This is a genomic window from Mesorhizobium sp. BH1-1-5, assembly GCF_020165615.1.
GTDB lineage: Bacteria > Pseudomonadota > Alphaproteobacteria > Rhizobiales > Rhizobiaceae > Mesorhizobium.
Map to the genome: position 1 here is coordinate 39,154 of NZ_JAIUIM010000009.1, position 16,796 is coordinate 55,949.

Here is a 16,796-nt window from a genome sequence, read left to right on the forward strand (position 1 = left end):
GCCACCCGCCATGAAGATGCGCTACTTCGCGGCTGCTTCCACGTTGTCCTTGGTGTAGATGGTGAACGGTCCCATCAGAATGCGCTTGGCGCCGTTGCGGCCCGGATCCGCCTCGATCGTGTAGTCGCCCATGCGGCCGGCCTTGAAGCTCTCGCCGATCTCGCCCTTGAGCTGGCCGGTGGCGAGGCCGTAGGCGGTGTAGTAGGTGAGGTAACCGAGGTCGCGGAAATCCCAGAGTGCGAACTGCGGCGCGCAGCCCTTCATGGTGTAGGAAACCATCTCGGAAGGCAGGCCGAGACCCGAGACCTTCACTTTGTCGCACAGGTTCTCGTCCTGCATCGCTTTGGCGGTCGCCTGGATGCCGACGGTGGTGGGCGACATGATCAGGCCGAGATCCGGATATTTGTCGACCAGCGCCAGCGCCCGATTGTAGCTGACCTCGGACTGGTCGTCGCCGTAGACGGTGTCGACGATCTGGATGTCCTTGTACTTCTCGTCCTTGGACATGACCTCCTTGAGGCTGGCGATCCAGGCGTTCTGGTTCGCTGCGTCCGGAGAAGCGGACAGGATGGCCATCTTGCCCTTGCCGCCGAGAATCGAATGGGCCATGTCGGCCATAACCTTGCCGATCGAACCGAAGTCGACTTGCGCCACGAACACGTCCTCGGCCGTTCCCGACGGAATAGGGCTGTCCCACGTCACGACCTTGGTGCCCGCGGCCTGCGCCGCCTTGGCGGACGGCACGATCTGGTCGCCGGCATTGTTGGAGATCATGACGGCGCCTTGCTTCTGCGTGGCGGCCGTCGTCACCATTTCGATCTGGCCGGCGACGGAGTTTTCCGGCGTCGGGCCCTCGAAGAGCAGCTTGCCGGAATTCTTCAGTTCCTTGTGCGCTTCCTCCGCTCCGTCATGGGCCTGGTCGAAAACCAGGATTCCAAGGAATTTGGGCAGAAGCACGAGGTTCGCCTCCTTGCCGGGTTCCAGCACCTTTGGCCCGGCATGAGCCATCCAGGCGGTCGCAAGCATTGTCGCTGCCGCCAGCGTCGCAAGCATCTTCCATTTCATTGTCAAATCCTCCCAGTTTGCGGTTTCGGCGCTGTTCGCGCCAGGCTTCGATTCCGGGATCGCATGCGCGATCCCGTCCTCATTGCTCCTCTCGGCCTCGAACCCGTTCGTCGTCATCCGCGGTCGGTTCGAAGCGAATGCCGTTGCCGCTCTCGCCCCTAGTCGGTCCGGACGGGCTTGCGGGGCGGCTCACCGTTCAAGGCCCGAGATATGTCCTGCGCCACAAGCTTCTGCAGACGGCCGATCGCCCCGTCCGAGTACCACGCGGCATGCGGCGTCAGCAGAAGGTTCGGTGCATCGCGCAGGGGTGAATCGAGGGGCAGCGGCTCGACCGCGAAGACATCCAGCGCCGCGCCGGCGAGCCTGCCTTCCTTGAGCGCCGCCGCCAGGTCGGCTTCGACGATCAATTGCCCCCGGGCGCTGTTGACGATCATCGCATGCGGTTGCATGCGCGCCAGCCGGTCCGCATTCAGGAATCCCACGGTTTCAGGCGTCGAGGGCGCATGCAGCGAAACGATGTCGGCGCGCCTCAGAAGTGTGTCGGAGTCCACCCGCTCCACATCGAGCGCGGCCGCGTCCGAGGACGACATGGCGGGATCCGCTACGATGAAGCGGAAGCCAAGACCCCTGAGCCTGGCGTGCACCGCCCGGCCGATCTGCCCCATGCCGAAAAAGCCGAAGACCGTCTCGTCGAACGGCTTCATCGGGCGGGCATGGCGCACCGCCGCCCACTCGCCGGCCCGCACGGAGCGGTCCAGCGGCACGAGCTTGCGCAGCAGCGCCAGCGCGGCTGCGGCGGTATGGTCGGCAACCTCATCCGCGCAATAATCGGGAACGTAACCGACCTTGAGTCCGGCGGTGCGCGCCGCGGCCAGATCGATATTGTCGTAGCCGACGCCATAGCGGATGATCGTGGCGCCCGGCGCCACGGCGCGTGCCGCCGCCGCCGTGAAAGGGGCGAACTGCACGGCCACGACGTCGGCGCCGGCAACCGCCGCGACAACGTCCTGCGCTGTGCTGCACTGAAGCGCCTCGAAGGCGGCCCCCGCCGCGCGCGCGGCCTGTTCTTCCCGCGACACCTCGGGAAACGTGTAATCGGTGATCACCACCTTGCGTGTCATGCGCTGCCATCCAGATAGTCGTGGATGATGTCGCCGGCGACGAGCGTGAAGTCGGCGCGCCAATAGAAGCCTTCCAAGGGCTCGAGAACCGGCAGGCGGACGACCGGCAACTGGGCGTTGGCCCGCAGCTCGACCGTGCCTGGTCCGCGCCAGACCTCGTGGATCGTCACCTCGGCAAGGCGCCGCGACGTCAGTTGCCGGATGGCGGGACGGCCGTCGATGTGGTCGATCGCCTTGAGGTTAAGGTTGGTCGCGAAATCGAAATAGGGCTTGAGGTCGCCCGGCGCGGCGGGCTTCTGCTTGTATGGCAGCGTCCCCGTGATGACGTCGATGCCGTTGCGCTCGACGCGGCCCACGATCAGGTCGCCGCGGAAGTCCACGGAGGGTTGACCGAACTTCTTCGGCTGGCCGTGCAATTCACGCCCATGCGCGACCCCTATATCCGTCGAAAGCACCAGGTAGGGAGAGTAGCCGCCCTCCGCCTTGCCGGGCAGCCTGGCGCCGAACATGACGTTCGCCTCGCAATAGGGCCCGATCCAGTCGGTATCGTTCATCCGGTAGATGTGGACGCAGGCGATATCGCCAATAGGCTCCAGCGGCGGCGGCAGCAGGAAAGCCATCGCATCGGGATCGGTGCGCCAGTAGAGCGTCAGGATCTCGGCGTTGCGGAAGCGGAATGGGAAGGGCGGGATCATCGGCGCATCCCAGGGCGTCGAAAATCCGCCGGCGCAGATATCCGCGATCGATGGGCGCTTCACGCCGTACCTGGCTTCGTTCACCATCACGCAAACCCTGTCGGCGACATGATCGGGAGCTTCGAGCCGGACGTCGACGGTCCGGGCCCGTGGGAGCCGCAATATCCGATTGCCGCTGGCTCGGCGGCCGGGGCGCTACCCATCGCCATGCTCCTCCTCCAGCGCAAATCCTTTGACAGGATTCTCTCCCTGCGCTACTCCGAATTGGTCAGGCCAATTAACTACGCTGAACGGGGAGGAGTCAAGCACCGTGTTCAATCTCTCGCCGGTTCCGGTTCCCGATCTGTCGGGCAAGATCGTCCTTGTAACGGGGGCCGGCAGAGGCATCGGCGCGGAGCTGCTGCGTGTTCTCGTGGAGCATGGGGCAAAGGTATTTGCCGGCATCCATCAGCTTGGCCGGCGCGGCAGCGAAACCCTGCCGCCGGAGACGGAGCTGGTGGACCTCGACGTCACCTCGCAGCGGGAGACCGACGCCGCCATCCGCACGATCGCGGACAAGGCCGGCCGGCTCGACGTGCTTATCAACAATGCCGGCGTCATCGATCCGATCGGCCGGCTCGCGACGCTTTCGAGCGACGATCTCCTCCCGTCCTTCGCCGTCAATGTCGCCGGCGTCCACCGCATGACGGTGGCGGCCGCGCCTCTGCTCAGGGAAAGCAAAGGGGTGATCATCAATGCGGGGACCGGGGCCGCGACGACGCCGATGGAGGGCTGGACAGCCTATTGCACGTCCAAGGCGGCCGCCCTGATGCTGACGCGGATGTTCGACCTGGAACTATCCGGAGGCGGGATCAAGAGTTTCTTTCTCGGTGTGCCGCCGACCGACACGGCCATGCAGGCCGCCATCCGCCAGTCCGGCCTCAATCCGGTGAGCCGGATCGCCCAGGCCGACCTCGTGCCGGTGCGCGTGCCGGCCACGGTGATGGCCTGGCTTTGCGGCCCGGACGCGCGGCTGCTTGAAGAGGTGGTGCTCGACGTGCGCGATGAGCGCTTCAGGCAGATGATGCGCTGATGCCGGTATGAGGCGCCGCCGGGCGGGCGGCTTCCAGCGCCATTCCGGTCATTCCGGCGCCGGGTCCCGGCTCATATCGGCAACTGGTTCGACCTCTTGATCTGCGACAGCGCGAAGCTCGATTCGATCGACGCCACCCCGTCGAGACGGGTCAGCTTCTCCTTCAGGAAGCGATCATAGGCATGCAGGTCGCGCACCACGATGCGCAGCAGGTAATCGCGCTGCCCGGTCATCAGATAGCAGTCGACGACCTCCGGCCAGCGGGAAATGGCGGTGTTGAAGCGCTCCAGTTCCTCCTCTCGCTGGCGTTCCAGCTTGATCGAAGCGAAGACCGAAATCGGCAGGTCAACCAGATCCTGGTCGATGACCGCGGTGTACCCCGTGATGACGCCGCGCTCCTCCAGCAGCCGGACGCGCCGCGCGCAGGGGGAGGAAGACAGGCCGACGCGGTCGGCAAGCTCCTGGGCCGTCATGCGCCCATCGGACTGCAGCGCGGCGATGATGCGCCGGTCGATAGGGTCCAGTTCCATTTTTGGCATAATCCACCAATTTTCGATCGATGCCTATCGATATCACCCAAATAATATCGTTTCCGTATGCAAGTTTAGCTGCGTCCGTCAAGTGAGCTGAAATAGATTGGGCGACCGGAGGGCTTCCATGAACCAAGCCGAACTGACGATACTGGCAGCGCTGGAAAGAAAGATCCTCTGGCTTGCCGCCTGGATGATCCACAATGCCAATCATCTGCGCGACAATGCCGACGGGTTGAAGGTCGGCGGGCACCAGGCCTCGTCGGCCTCAGTCGCAACCATCATGACGGCGCTCTATTTCTCGGCGCTGCGGCCACAGGATCGCGTGGCCGTCAAGCCGCATGCCTCGCCCGTCTTCCATGCCATCCAGTACCTGCTCGGCAACCAGAGCCTGGAGAGCCTCCGGAACTTCCGGGCGCTCGGCGGCGCCCAGAGCTATCCGTCGCGCACCAAGGACGGTGACGATGTCGATTTCTCCACCGGCTCGGTGGGATTGGGAGTGGCCCAGACGTTGTTCGCCTCCCTGGTGCAGGACTACCTCAAGGCGCGTGACGAGAACCTCGTCGAAGGGAGGATGATCGCGCTTGTCGGCGATGCCGAGATGGACGAGGGCAACATTTTCGAGGCGCTTCTCGAAGGCTGGAAACATGGCCTGCGGAATTGCTGGTGGGTCGTCGATTACAACCGCCAGAGCCTGGACGCGGTTGTCCGCGAGGGCCTCTGGGAGCGGTTCGAAAGCATTTTCCGAAATTTCGGCTGGGATGTGGTGATCCTGAAACACGGGTCGCTGCAGCAGGCGGCCTTCGCCGAGCACGGCGGCGAGGCGCTGCGGGCCTGGATCGACGCCTGCCCCAACCAGCTCTATTCGGCGCTGACCTTCCAGGGTGGAGCGGCTTGGCGCAGGCGGCTGGAGGCCGATCTCGGCGACGCGGTCGGGCCGCTTTTGGCGCGGCGCTCGGACGACGAGCTGGCGGCGCTGATGACCAATCTCGGCGGCCATGACCTGCCCTCCCTGCTGGACGCGTTCGAAGCGGCGCGCCGGCACGATCGGCCGACCTGTTTCATCGCCTATACGATCAAGGGGTTCGGCCTGCCGCTCGCCGGTCACAAGGACAACCATTCCGGCCTGATGACCCGCGACCAGATGGCGGCGCTGCGCGCCCTGATGGGGATCGCCGAGGGCCGCGAGTGGGAGCCGTTCGAGGGCATGGGCATCAAGACGCCGGATCTGAAGCGCTTCCTTGCCGCGGTGCCCTTCAACGCAAGCGGTCCGCGGCGCCACCACGCGCAGCGCGTGCCCGTACCCGAGCGGCTGGCGGTCGAGACCAAGGGCACGATGTCGACGCAGGCCGGCTTCGGCCGCATCCTCGACGAAGTGGCGCGCCTGGGCGGTCCGCTGGCCGACGCGATCGTCACGACATCGCCCGACGTCACCGTTTCGACCAATCTCGGCGGTTGGGTCAATCGCCGCGGTCTGTTCGCAAAGGAATCCCTTGCCGACACCTTCCGCAGCGAGCGCATCGCTTCGGCGCAGAAATGGGAATTCGGCGCGAGCGGCCAACACGTCGAGCTTGGCATCGCCGAGAACAACCTCTTCATCCTGCTCTCGGCGCTCGGCCTGTCGCATTCGCTGTTCGGCCGGCGTCTCCTGCCGGTCGGCACGCTCTACGATCCGTTCATCCAGCGCGGGCTCGATGCGCTGAACTATGCCTGCTACCAGGATGCCCGCTTCCTGCTGGCCGCGACGCCTTCCGGCATCACGCTGGCGCCGGAGGGAGGCGCGCATCAATCGATCGCGACCCAGTTGATCGGCATGGCGCAGGACGGGCTGGCGGCCTATGAGCCGGCCTTCGTCGACGAGCTGGCGGTGATCATGCGCTTCGCCTTCGACTACATGCAGCGCGACGGCGAGTCGGTGCAATCGGAGCGCACCTGGCTGCGCGAGGAAACCGGCGGCTCGGTGTATCTGCGGCTATCGACCCGCCCGGTCGAGCAGATCGCCCGCACCATGACGCCGGGGCTCGAGCAGCAGGTCATCGATGGGGCCTATTGGCTGCGGCCGCCGGGGCCGAATTGCGAGGTGGTCGTCGCCTATACCGGCGCGGTCGCGCCCGAGGCGATCGAGGCGGTGGGGATGACGGCCGAGGATCGGCGCGACATCGGCCTGCTCGCGGTCACCTCGGCCGATCGGTTGAACGCCGGCTGGACGGCGGCGAGCAGGGCGCGCGAGCGGGGGCTGGTGCATGCCAGGAGCCATGTCGAGCGGCTGTTCGAGGCCTTGCCGCCACATTGCGCCATAGTCACGGTTGCGGATGGACACCCGGCCGGATTGGGCTGGCTGGGCTCGGTCTGCGGCCATCGCACCCGCAGTCTCGGCGTCGAGCATTTCGGCCAGTCGGGCACTATCGACGACCTCTACCGGCATTTCGGCATCGATGCGAATTCGATCGCGGCGGCGGCGGGAAGCCTCACGAGGGGAAGGCCGATACGGTATCTGCGGGCGCTAGGGTAGGCTGGTCTAAGCTCCCGCCACGATCCCGCGGTCATGCAACGCGCCGATCTCGCTTCCGCCATAGCCGATTTCGCCGAGGATTTCGTCGGTATGCTCGCCAAGCCGCGGCGTGGGTCGTGCAGCGAGCCGGGGCGCCGACGAAAAATCCAGCGGCGAGGCCGGCGTCATCAACGTGCCGATGCCCGGATGGTCGATGCGCTGGAACATTGGATTGGCAATGGAGGCGCGTGGGTCCTCGTCGAGAAGCTGCCGGAAGGTCTGGTATGGTCCCCATGAGACGCCTGCGGCGGCGAAGAGGCGGCACACCTCGTCGAGGCCGCGGGCGCCGATCCAGGGTGCCAGCGCCTTGGCGATCGCCTCGCGGGCGGCGAAGCGGCCGCCCTCGCCGTCGAGATCCGCGCCAGTCGCGTCCGAGATCGTTTGCGGATCCAATCCCGTCGCCTTCTGCAGCGCGCGCCATTGGCGCTGCGTCAGCGCCACGACCATCACCCGGCGGCCGTCGGCGGTCGTAAAATCCTTGCCGAAAGCGCCATAGAGATAGTTGCCTTCCTTCTCGGCGGTGCCGCCCGTCTCCGCCTGCGCCAGCCGGCCGAGATGGGCGACCGTGGCAAAGGCGACGTCGGAAAGCGCGAGCTTCACCAGCGAGCCCTTGCCGGTGCGGCTACGGTGCCGGTCGGCGGCAAGCAGGCCGATGGCCGCCATCTCGCCCATTGCGATATCCCAGGCTGGCAGCACGCTGTTGACCGGTTCGGGGGCGCTGCGCGGGCCGGTGATCTCGGGGAAGCCGGTGGCGACGTTGACCGTGTAATCGACCTCGCTGGTGCCGTCCGCGTTGCCGGTAAGCTGCACCATGACCAAATCGGCGCGGCGGCTTTTCAGCGCTTCGTAGGAAAGCAGTCCGTATTGCGGCAGGTTGGTGAGGAAGAAGCCACGGTCGGCGCCTGGCCTTGCAATGAGCCGGGCGACGATCTCCTGTCCTTCGGACGATTTCACGTCGACCTGGATCGAGCGCTTGCCCTTGTTGAGCCCGGCCCAGAACAGGCTCCTTCCGTCTTCCGTCAGCGGCCAGCGGTTGCGGTCGGGACCACCGCCGATGGGATCGAAGCGAATGACGTCGGCGCCCAGTTGCGCCAGCGTCATGCCGCCGAGGGGCGCAGCCACGAAGGCCGACCCCTCGACGATGCTCATGCCGGAAAGGATGCCCTCCGTCATCATTGCCAGAAGGCAAACCTCCGGTCGCCATCGGCCGAGGCGGCGCTGACATGCGACATGATCTCGCCGAGATCGGGATGCGGGGACGCCAGCACCTCCTGTGCCGCCCGTTCGACCGCATCCCGCACCTCCGCCTTGAGGGGCTCGAGGCCATCGGCAGCCAGCAGCTTTTCCTCGACCAGCTTCCTTGCGAGGATGTCGATCGGATCGCGCTTGAGCCATTGGTCGAGCTCGCCCGGCCGGCGATAGGTTGCCGGATCGGAGCGGGAATGGCCGGAATAGCGATAGGTCTTCATTTCGAGCAGCGACGGACCTTCGCCGCGGCGGGCACGGGCGACGGCGGTTTCCATGGCGGCCGCCACGGCGTCGACATCCTGACCGTCGACCATCACGCCCGGCATGTTGTAGCTCGTGGCCCGCAACGCGATGTCCTCGACCGCCGTCGTCAGATCGATCCGGGAATATTCGCCGTAGAGATTGTTCTCGCAGACGAAAACCACCGGCAGCTTGAGGATGGCGGCGAAATTTAGCGCCTCATGGAAGGCGCCGATGTTGCTCGAACCGTCGCCGAAGATCGACACCGCGATGCGGTCCTTGCCACGCGTGCGCGCGGCAAGGCCGGCGCCGCAGGCGATGGGCAGGCCGGCGCCGATGATGGCGGCTGTCGGCAGCAGGCCGACGGCGGGCTCGACCAGATGCATCGAGCCGCCGAGCCCGCCGGCGCAGCCCACGGTGCGGCCGCAGATTTCGCCCAGCACGCCGACGGTGGTGACGCCGAGCGCCAGCGCGTGGCCGTGGCCGCGATAGGTGCAGGTGACGATGTCATCCGGATCGATCGAACGGGCGATGCCGACCGACACCGCCTCCTGGCCGTTGGCCAGATGCGTCGAGCCGCGGATGTGGCCTTCCCCGAACAGTTTCTGGATGCGCTCCTCGACCGAACGGATCTCGATCATGCGGGTGAGCTGCTCGAGCCGGCTCTCCAGCGCCTCGCGGCGGGCGAGCGGCGAATTGGAATTGGAAAGGCTGGTCATGCTGCGTTCCTCCACCAGGGCAGGGGCGGTTGGTTGGTCGAGACAAGCGCGTCGACCTGTTCGGCGATGTAGGTTGCGCTCGGCAGATAACGGGCTTCGAGCACGCCGCTGTAAGGCACCGGCGCGTCCGGCAGGGTGATGCGGTGCGGCGCCGCTTTCAGCTTGCCGAAATGCTCGACCGCGATCGTGGAGACGATGTCGGCTCCCCAGCCCGCGGTGGCGGTCGATTCTTCCACCGTCACCAGCCGGCCGGTGCGGGCGACGGATTCGGCGACCGTCTTCCTGTCCCATGGCCACAGCGTCAGCAGGTCGATGACTTCGACATTGGCGCGGCTGCTGGCGGCCGCTTCCAGCGCGGTGCGGACCAGCGCGCCACACGTCACCACGGTGGCGTCCGTGCCGGGCCTGACGATCTCCGCCTGGCCGAGAGGGATACGGTAGGCTGGATCGTGCTCGAACTCCTCGCGCTCGGAATAGAGGATGCGTGGTTCGAGCACCACGACGGGGTCCGGATCGTCGATTGCCGAACGGAGCAGGCCGTAGGTGGTGCGGGCGTTGCTGGTGACGCAGACTTTCAGGCCCGGCGTGCCGCGGAACCAGTGATCCAGCATCTGCGAGTGCTGGCAGCCGAAGCCCTGGCCGGCTCCGGCGGATGCACGCACGACAAGCGGTGTCGTCAACCGTCCGCGCGACAGATAGCGCATGGTGGCGGCCTGGGTGGACAGCTGATCGAGCGCCACGCCGATGAATTCGATGAACATGATCTCGACGACCGGCTTCAGCCCGCAGACGGCTGCCCCGACAGCGGCGCCAAGAAAGCCCATTTCCGAAATCGGCGTGTCGATGACGCGGCTGGGGCCGTGTTCGGCGAGAAGGCCTTCGGTGACCTTGAACGGGCCGCCGGCGGCGGCGACGTCCTCACCCATCACGATGACGTCCGGGTCCTCCTTCATCGCGTCGTCCAGTGCCCGCAGCACCGCCTGCCTTACCCAGATCTTGGCCATATCTCCTCCTCACATAAAAGCTTCGCCGCCCGGGGAAGGACGGCTCTATGATCACACTTCGAGCACGATGGTGGGCGCGCCGGTCTTCACGTCGTCGCCAGCCGCGATCAGGATCTCGGCTACCGTTCCGGCGAAGGGCGCGGGAACTTCCACCGTGGTCTTGTCGGTCTCGACGACAAACAGCGTCTGGCCCTCGGAGACCGCGGCGCCCTTTTGCACCTGGATCTCGCTGATCACCACCTCGTCCACCGCGTCGCCGACCTTCGGCATCTTGAGTGTCGAACGCATTGCTCTCTCCTTACGGCATCGTTTGCAAAGCTTGGACAGTGCCTGTCAGTTTTCGCCTGAGCAGCTTGCCGTTGGCGCTGCGCGGCAGGGTCGGCACGAAGAAAATCACTCTCGGGCGCTTGTAGGCGGCAAGCCGCTGCTCGGCGAAAGTGGCAATATCTTCGGCGCGCAACGCAGCATCCTCGCTTGTCACCACGAAGGCGGCAATGACGCTGACCCCGGCGCGCACTTCGTGCTCGGCCACCGCAAGCTCGGCGATACCGGGGCAGGGGGCCAATGCCGCCTCGACCTCGAGCGGGGAAACGCGGAAACCGCCGGCATTCATGATGTCGTCCGCGCGGCCGTGATGCCAGAGATAGCCGTCCGCATCGAACGAGGCGAGGTCGCCGCCGGCGAACCAGTCGCCGTGGAAGACCCGTTCCTCCTCTTCCGGCCGCCGCCAGTAGCCGAGCATCAGGCCGGGATCGCCGCGATGGACGGCAAGCAGCCCGACCTCGCCGGCCGGCGCGGGACGGCCATCGGCGGCGAGAATCGCAACGGGCCGTCCGGTCTGCGGTTTTCCGGGACTGCCGGCCCTGACCGGCATGCCGTCGCGATTGGAGACGAAGGTGGAAATCTCGCTCATGCCGAAGGCTTCCAGCAGCGGCTTGCCGGTCGTCGCCTGCCATTGCGAGAGGGTCGCCGGGCTCAGCGCCTCGCCGGCGGCAAGCGCGCGCCGCAGCGTCGGCAGGCTTTCGCGCGTCAGGCGGCAGTATTTGAGGATCTGCCGGTAAAGCGAAGGCACGGCCGCGAACAGGGTGGCCCCGAAGACATCGATCAACTTCGGCCAGACCTCGACATCCTTGGGGCCGCTGTAGAGCACCGCCGTGGCGCCGGTCGCCCAGGGATCGAGCAGGCCCACACCCAGTGTGTAGCTCCAGTTGAACGCGCCGGCATGCAACATGATGTCGGCCGCCGTCAGCCCCATCCAGTCCGCATACATCGGCACGCGGCCGAGCGCGACGCGATGGGCATGAACCACACCTTTCGGCTTGCTGGCGGTTCCTGAGGTATAGATCATATAGGCCGGCGCCTCCCCGGGAGTGCGCGCATAGGCATCGAGCGGCACGGACGCCTTGAGCTTGTCGACAGCGGTTCTGTCGAGTGTCTTGCAGCCAGCCGGCGCGTGCAGGACGGGTTCGCTGTCGTGCACGATCGCGGCAGCTTCGGAATCCTCGAGCAGGAACGTCGTCTCGCCCTCGGTCAGCATGGCCGAGACGGGAATAGGCACCATGCCGGCGGCGATTGCGCCGTAGAACATCAGTGCATAGTCGCTGCTGTTCGGCATCCGCAGCATGATCCGGTCGCCGGGTCTCAGCCCCTCTGCGAGCAGGCCGGCCGCGACGCTGCGCACCGCCCGGTCGAGGGCGGCATAGGTCCAGCGCTCCGCTGTTTCCGGCCGGTCGGCATCGCCGACCACGATCAATGCCGTCTTGTGCGGCGTCGAGGCGGCCGCACGGGCGATGCAATGCCGCGCCAGATTGAACAGGTCGTCGCTCATGAAGCCCGGAGCCAATCGGCGACGTGCACCATGCCCTGCACCGTCCAACCTCCATCGACGACCAGGGTCTGTCCGGTGATGTAGCTCGCCTGGTCGCTTGCCAGATAGACGACCGGGTCGGCGATCTCCCGCGGTTCGGCCAGCCGGCCCATGGGAATGCGTTCGAGCTGCCATTCGCCGCGGATCGAGCCGTCCTTCAGCCCTTGCTCGATCAGCTTGGTACGGGTCGAGCCGGGTGCGACGGCATTGACCCGGATGTTGGCGGCGGCCGTCTCCGTGGCATAGACCCGTGTCAGGCCCTCGATGCCGGCCTTGGCCGCGCCGTAGGGGCCGCGCCCGGGAATTCCGACGATGCCGGCCGCCGAGGCGATGCTGACGATGGCGCCGCCCTTGCCACGCTCGCGCATGCGGCGGATGGCCTGGGCGCAGCACAGATGCATGCCGGTAAGGTGAGTGTTCAGGACCAGATGCCAATCCGCCGGCGATATGTTCTCGGCGAGCCCGACCCGCTGCACGCCGGCATTGTTGACGAGGACGTCGATCTGGCCGGCGGCATCGTCGATGCGTCCGAATGCTTCAGCGACGCTTTCGACATTCGACACGTCGGCCTTGAGGTAAGTCACGCCTTCGCGTGCGTCGTCCGGTTCGCCCAGATCGAGGGAGAACACTCTTGCCCCTTCTTCCAGGAAGCGCATGGCGATCGCATCGCCGATGCCGCGAGCCGCGCCGGTGATTACGGCGACCTTGCCAGAGAAAGATTGTGTCACGTGTCTCCTCCTCAATACATCAGCCAGCCGCCGCTGACATTGATGGTGGCGCCGGTCACATAGCTCGCATGGTCGGAAGCCAGGAACAGCACGGCGCCGGCAAGCTCCGAGGGGGCGGCCATATAGCCCAGCGGAATCTGCGCCACGGTGGCCGCGAGCGCGGCGTCGTCCATGCCGCTGCGCATCATCGCCGTATCGGCGGCGCCCGGCGAGACGGCGTTGACGGTGATCTTGTCCTTGGCGAGCGAGCGGGCGAGCCCGCGCGTCATCGACACGATGCCGCCCTTGGTCGCCGCATAGGCGACCGAGCCGCCAAAACCGCCGCTCATCCAGCCTTGCGACGTGAAATTGGTGATCCGTCCGCCCTGGCCCTGGTCGCGCATGATCCTCGCCACCGACTGCGCCAGGAAGAAGGAGGCCTTGAGGTTGACGTCGTGCTGGACATCCCAGTCGGCCTCCGTCACATCGAAGACGCTGTGGCGGCGGACCAGCACGGCGGCCGTCTGCACCAGCACGTCGATCCGGCCGAAGGCGGCCAAGATCCTGTCGAGCGCTACATGCTGGTCGCCGACCGGGCGCAGGTCATGGCCGACGGCGATATGTGGCCCGCCGTCCAATTCGGCGACGACGGCATCGGCGCGCGCCTGATCGAGATCGACCACGGCGACCTGCGATCCGGCGGCAGCGAAGCCCAGGCACACCTCGCGGCCGATCCCGCCCGTGCCGCCGGTGACGACGACCTTTTTGCCTTCCAGCCCGGAGGCGAGATTGAATGCCATGGTCTCCTCCTCAACGCCCTTCCGGTGGCGCGACCGCGGTATGCTCGGTGACGAAACAGGATTGCGCCTCGCCCATGAACTTCTTGCGGTCCTCGACAAGCCGGCTGGCATAAGGCTCCGCGGCGAAGGCCCTGACCGCATCCTCCATGCTGTCGAACCAGACCTCGCCGACCCCGTCCCAGGCCGCCTCTTCCGGATTCCAGCTCTGCACCTTGCCGAACCGCAGGCCCCGCACGCCCGGCATCTGCCGCACGATGGCGGCATGCGGGCCGGTCCAGTGGGCGAAGAATTCCTCCCGGCTCATGCCGGCCTTGCGGCGAATAAGGCTCACGCGCTTGATCATGCACCGCTCCTTGCCGGCTGGAAAAGCTCCAGCGTGATGCCGTCATGGATGCGAAGATAGGCGACCTTCGCACCGATGTTCGGCCCGCCGTCTATGTCGACAGGGCCGTCCGGCACGATCGGCCTTGCGCCGCAAGACACCGCGTGCCGCCAGGCCGTGTCGGCGTCCTCGACCTTCAGGCACAGATGCACGTTGCCCGCATTGGCGGTGGCGTCCGGCAGCGTCTGCTTGCCGGTCTGGTAGTCGAGCAACTCCAGCGTGCCGCCTCCCGGCAGGTCGATGAAGGCCGCTGCGATCCGAATCCCGGGATAGCCGACATGCCGGCCGAGATAGGGCCGGTCGAGCATGGTGCGCCAGCGGGCCGGCACGCCGAGGAAGGCCTCCCAGAAGGCAAGCGCATCGTCGATGCCGGCGACGCTCATGCCGATATGGTGGACCGCAGTGGCGGTGGCGGCAGCGCCGGCGACGTTCGTTTCTTCGCCCACCGGTCAAATCCTGAAAAGCTTCTCGGCGTTGCCCGAGAACATCGCCACCCGCTCGTGATGCGGGAAACCGGAAATGATCTCGGCATAGGCATTGATGACGTCGGGATAGGAACTGAACATGCGATCGACCGGCCAGTTGGTGCCAAAGACGACCCGGTCCGGACCAAACGCCTCGATGCTGCCAAGCACGTAGGGCCGGATCGAGTCCACCGTCCACATCGGGTCACCCATCCCGAGTCCCGAAATCTTCATCCACACATTCGGCGCCGCGGCCATGACGTCCATTGCCGCGCGCCACTGCCGGAAGCTTGCCGGATCGCGTCGCATCGGAACGGCGCAGTGGTCGATGCACATCTGGGTTTCGGGAAAGGCGCGCGCGAGATCGAGGATATCGCCGGCGAGCTCGACGCGCGTGTCAATGCAGGAAACCAGGCTGCGCGGCCCGAGTTCGGCAAAGCCGCGCCGCCAGGCTTTGTCGATCAGATAGCGGCCTTCGCCGAAATTGCGGATGCCGCGCACGTTCGGATATTTCAGGTGCCGGTCAAGCACCTGCGCGGCGTCCGGGCGCGCCAGATGGCATTCGGCGACGATGGCCTGCGGGTAGCCGGTCTTGTCGGCGAAGGCCTGCAGCCATTCGGTTTCGTCGACGGGGTCGGGCGTGTTGACCGCGGCCTGCACATGCACCGCCTTCGGCACGTTGGCGAAGCGGATTTCGGCGATGTAGTCCTTGATGAAATAATGCTGCGACTTCAGCGGATCGGTGTCCGGGAGGAAGCCATGGACGGCATCCGGCTCCAGCCAGCCGTAGCGCAGCTTTGGATGCTTCATGTCGTGCAAATGGAAATGGGTGTCGACGAAGGGCAGTTCAGCCATGGCGCCGAGCCTCCAGCGGGTGAATGGACAGGGCGTCGGCGACCGCCTGTCCCAACGCGTCGGTCGAAGCAGTGCCGCCCATGTCACGGGTCAGGTTTTCGCCCGAGGCGAGCACCTTGGCAATGGCGTCGACGATGGCATTGGCCGCCTCGGGGGCGCCCAGATGCTCCAGCATCATCGCTCCCGACCAGATCTGGCCGATCGGATTGGCAATGTTCTGGCCCGCAATGTCGGGCGCCGAACCATGCACCGGCTCGAACATCGACGGGAAGCGTCGTTCGGGATTGAGATTACCGGACGGCGCGATGCCGATGGTGCCGGTGACGGCGGGACCGAGATCGGAAAGGATGTCGCCGAACAGATTGCCCGCCACGACGACATCGAAGCTGGCGGGGCGGCGAACGAAATGGGCGGTGAGGATGTCGATGTGATACTGTTCCGTCGCGACGTCCGGAAACTCCTGGGCGATGGCGCGGAAGCGCTCGTCCCAGAAAGGCATCGTATGGATGATGCCGTTGGACTTGGTCGCGGAGGTCAGCTTCTTTTTGCGCTTGCGGGCGAGTTCGAAGGCGAAGCGCATCACCCGATCGCACCCGAAGCGCGTCAGCACGGTTTCCTGGCTGACCATTTCCTGGTCCATGCCCGGGAACATGCGTCCGCCGATCTCGGAATATTCGCCTTCGTTGTTCTCGCGCACGATGTAGAAATCTATGTTGCCCGGATTGACGAGCGGCGAGGACACGCCGTCGAAGAGACGCACAGGACGCAGATTCACATATTGCTGGAAATTGCGCCGGATCGGCATCAGCAACGTCCACAACGACTCCACGTCAGACACGGTCGGCCAGCCGATGGCGCCAAGGAAGATCGCGTCATGGCCCGCGATCTGGTCCAGCCCGTTTTCAGGCATCATCCGGCCGGTACGGGCATGGTGGTCGCAACCCCACTCGAAATCCTCCCAGCGGATGTCGAGACCGAAAAGGCGCGCGGCTTCGTTCACGACCTTGATACCCTGCGGCACGACTTCCTTGCCGATCCCGTCTCCCTGGATCACCGCAATCTTCGTTGAGCGCATTCGCCTTGAACTCCGGGAAAGTTTGACGGGAACAGGGATAATATCGTTTCAATTATATCGGCAACCAAAGTCATTGCAAGGCTGTCTCGCATGAAGTTTCGAAATGCCGGCGCTGCTCGGTTGGATTTGCGAGGGTTGTTGCTCAGGAAAAGAGCCGGATAACCGCATATCCGGCCTTTTTCGGGTTTTTTTCCATTTGTTTCCAGGCTTCCAGCGAAGCGACGTCAGAAACGGCCGGAAAGACAGCAAGCGGCTTCCGGCGCTGGCCACAGTGCGAAAAAGTGCTTGCATTCTTCTGATAACGTTTCAATATAGCCATTACGGAAGGGCTGGGGCCCTCCGGACCAATACATTCGCGCTTATGCGTGTGCCGCAAAGGCAAGGTTGCTGTTTGTGGTGCG

At 65.6% G+C, this 16,796-nt stretch carries 17 protein-coding genes; 2 read left to right on the plus strand and 15 right to left on the minus strand.

Annotation, left to right across the window (positions count from 1 at the left end; translation table 11 throughout):
• Window positions 1–21 precede the first annotated feature (21 nt).
• The 3 genes from LB572_RS13880 to LB572_RS13890 form a co-directional block, all read right to left on the minus strand.
• The gene (locus tag LB572_RS13880; protein WP_224668104.1) at window positions 22–1,065 is read right to left on the minus strand and encodes a rhamnose ABC transporter substrate-binding protein; all 1,044 of its coding nucleotides are present in this window, start codon (window positions 1,063–1,065) and stop codon (window positions 22–24) included.
• A gap of 158 nt (window positions 1,066–1,223) precedes the next feature.
• Window positions 1,224–2,186 (minus strand): C-terminal binding protein, encoded by a 963-nt coding sequence (locus LB572_RS13885; protein ID WP_224668105.1) that lies wholly within the window; start codon window positions 2,184–2,186, stop codon window positions 1,224–1,226.
• A complete protein-coding gene (locus LB572_RS13890) occupies window positions 2,183–2,968 on the minus strand; it encodes an acetoacetate decarboxylase (protein ID WP_224668106.1) in 786 nt (261 codons plus the stop codon). Before LB572_RS13890 ends, LB572_RS13885 begins: the two co-directional genes overlap by 4 nt.
• 223 nt (window positions 2,969–3,191) lie before the next feature.
• Here LB572_RS13890 and LB572_RS13895 point away from each other — a divergent pair, with 223 nt between their 5' ends.
• Window positions 3,192–3,953: an SDR family NAD(P)-dependent oxidoreductase gene (locus tag LB572_RS13895; RefSeq protein WP_181179427.1), complete on the plus strand. Its 762-nt coding sequence runs from the start codon at window positions 3,192–3,194 to the stop codon at window positions 3,951–3,953.
• Between the two features lie 71 nt (window positions 3,954–4,024).
• Here LB572_RS13895 and LB572_RS13900 read toward each other — a convergent pair whose 3' ends face one another.
• Window positions 4,025–4,492: an Lrp/AsnC family transcriptional regulator gene (locus LB572_RS13900; protein WP_140804564.1), complete on the minus strand. Its 468-nt coding sequence runs from the start codon at window positions 4,490–4,492 to the stop codon at window positions 4,025–4,027.
• Window positions 4,493–4,610: 118 nt separating this feature from the next.
• On the opposite strand from LB572_RS13900, the gene LB572_RS13905 reads away from it, so the two are divergent.
• Window positions 4,611–6,995, plus strand: coding sequence for a transketolase-like TK C-terminal-containing protein (locus LB572_RS13905; protein ID WP_224668107.1), 2,385 nt, complete (start codon window positions 4,611–4,613; stop codon window positions 6,993–6,995).
• Between the two features lie 6 nt (window positions 6,996–7,001).
• Here the strand turns inward: LB572_RS13905 and LB572_RS13910 are convergent, their stop codons facing one another.
• The 11 genes from LB572_RS13910 to LB572_RS13960 are packed head-to-tail and all read right to left on the minus strand — an operon-like array spanning window position 7,002 to window position 16,395.
• Window positions 7,002–8,210, minus strand: coding sequence for a CoA transferase (locus tag LB572_RS13910; protein ID WP_224668108.1), 1,209 nt, complete (start codon window positions 8,208–8,210; stop codon window positions 7,002–7,004).
• Window positions 8,207–9,241 carry a thiamine pyrophosphate-dependent dehydrogenase E1 component subunit alpha gene (locus LB572_RS13915; RefSeq protein WP_140804568.1) on the minus strand — a complete coding sequence of 345 codons (1,035 nt, stop codon included), beginning with the start codon at window positions 9,239–9,241 and terminating at the stop codon, window positions 8,207–8,209. The genes LB572_RS13910 and LB572_RS13915 overlap by 4 nt, the downstream gene beginning before the upstream one ends.
• On the minus strand, window positions 9,238–10,245 hold the full coding sequence (locus tag LB572_RS13920; RefSeq protein ID WP_140804570.1) for an alpha-ketoacid dehydrogenase subunit beta: 1,008 nt from the start codon (window positions 10,243–10,245) through the stop codon (window positions 9,238–9,240). Before LB572_RS13920 ends, LB572_RS13915 begins: the two co-directional genes overlap by 4 nt.
• Window positions 10,246–10,296: 51 nt before the next feature.
• Complete coding sequence (locus LB572_RS13925) at window positions 10,297–10,533, minus strand: biotin/lipoyl-containing protein (protein ID WP_073988804.1); 237 nt, start codon at window positions 10,531–10,533, stop codon at window positions 10,297–10,299.
• Window positions 10,534–10,543: 10 nt separating this feature from the next.
• Entirely contained in the window at window positions 10,544–12,073 is a 1,530-nt protein-coding gene (locus LB572_RS13930; protein WP_140804572.1) for an acyl-CoA synthetase, read from the minus strand.
• The gene (locus tag LB572_RS13935) at window positions 12,070–12,840 is read right to left on the minus strand and encodes an SDR family NAD(P)-dependent oxidoreductase (protein ID WP_181179431.1); all 771 of its coding nucleotides are present in this window, start codon (window positions 12,838–12,840) and stop codon (window positions 12,070–12,072) included. Before LB572_RS13935 ends, LB572_RS13930 begins: the two co-directional genes overlap by 4 nt.
• A gap of 11 nt (window positions 12,841–12,851) precedes the next feature.
• On the minus strand, window positions 12,852–13,619 hold the full coding sequence (locus LB572_RS13940) for an SDR family NAD(P)-dependent oxidoreductase (RefSeq protein ID WP_224668109.1): 768 nt from the start codon (window positions 13,617–13,619) through the stop codon (window positions 12,852–12,854).
• Between the two features lie 10 nt (window positions 13,620–13,629).
• Window positions 13,630–13,962, minus strand: a complete 333-nt coding sequence (locus LB572_RS13945) for an EthD domain-containing protein (RefSeq protein ID WP_224668110.1) — start codon at window positions 13,960–13,962, stop codon at window positions 13,630–13,632.
• Window positions 13,959–14,447: a VOC family protein gene (locus LB572_RS13950; protein ID WP_224668111.1), complete on the minus strand. Its 489-nt coding sequence runs from the start codon at window positions 14,445–14,447 to the stop codon at window positions 13,959–13,961. The genes LB572_RS13945 and LB572_RS13950 overlap by 4 nt, the downstream gene beginning before the upstream one ends.
• Before the next feature lie 3 nt (window positions 14,448–14,450).
• Window positions 14,451–15,320, minus strand: coding sequence for an amidohydrolase family protein (locus tag LB572_RS13955; protein WP_224668112.1), 870 nt, complete (start codon window positions 15,318–15,320; stop codon window positions 14,451–14,453).
• Window positions 15,313–16,395 carry a tartrate dehydrogenase gene (locus tag LB572_RS13960; protein ID WP_224668113.1) on the minus strand — a complete coding sequence of 361 codons (1,083 nt, stop codon included), beginning with the start codon at window positions 16,393–16,395 and terminating at the stop codon, window positions 15,313–15,315. Before LB572_RS13960 ends, LB572_RS13955 begins: the two co-directional genes overlap by 8 nt.
• Window positions 16,396–16,796 lie beyond the last annotated feature (401 nt).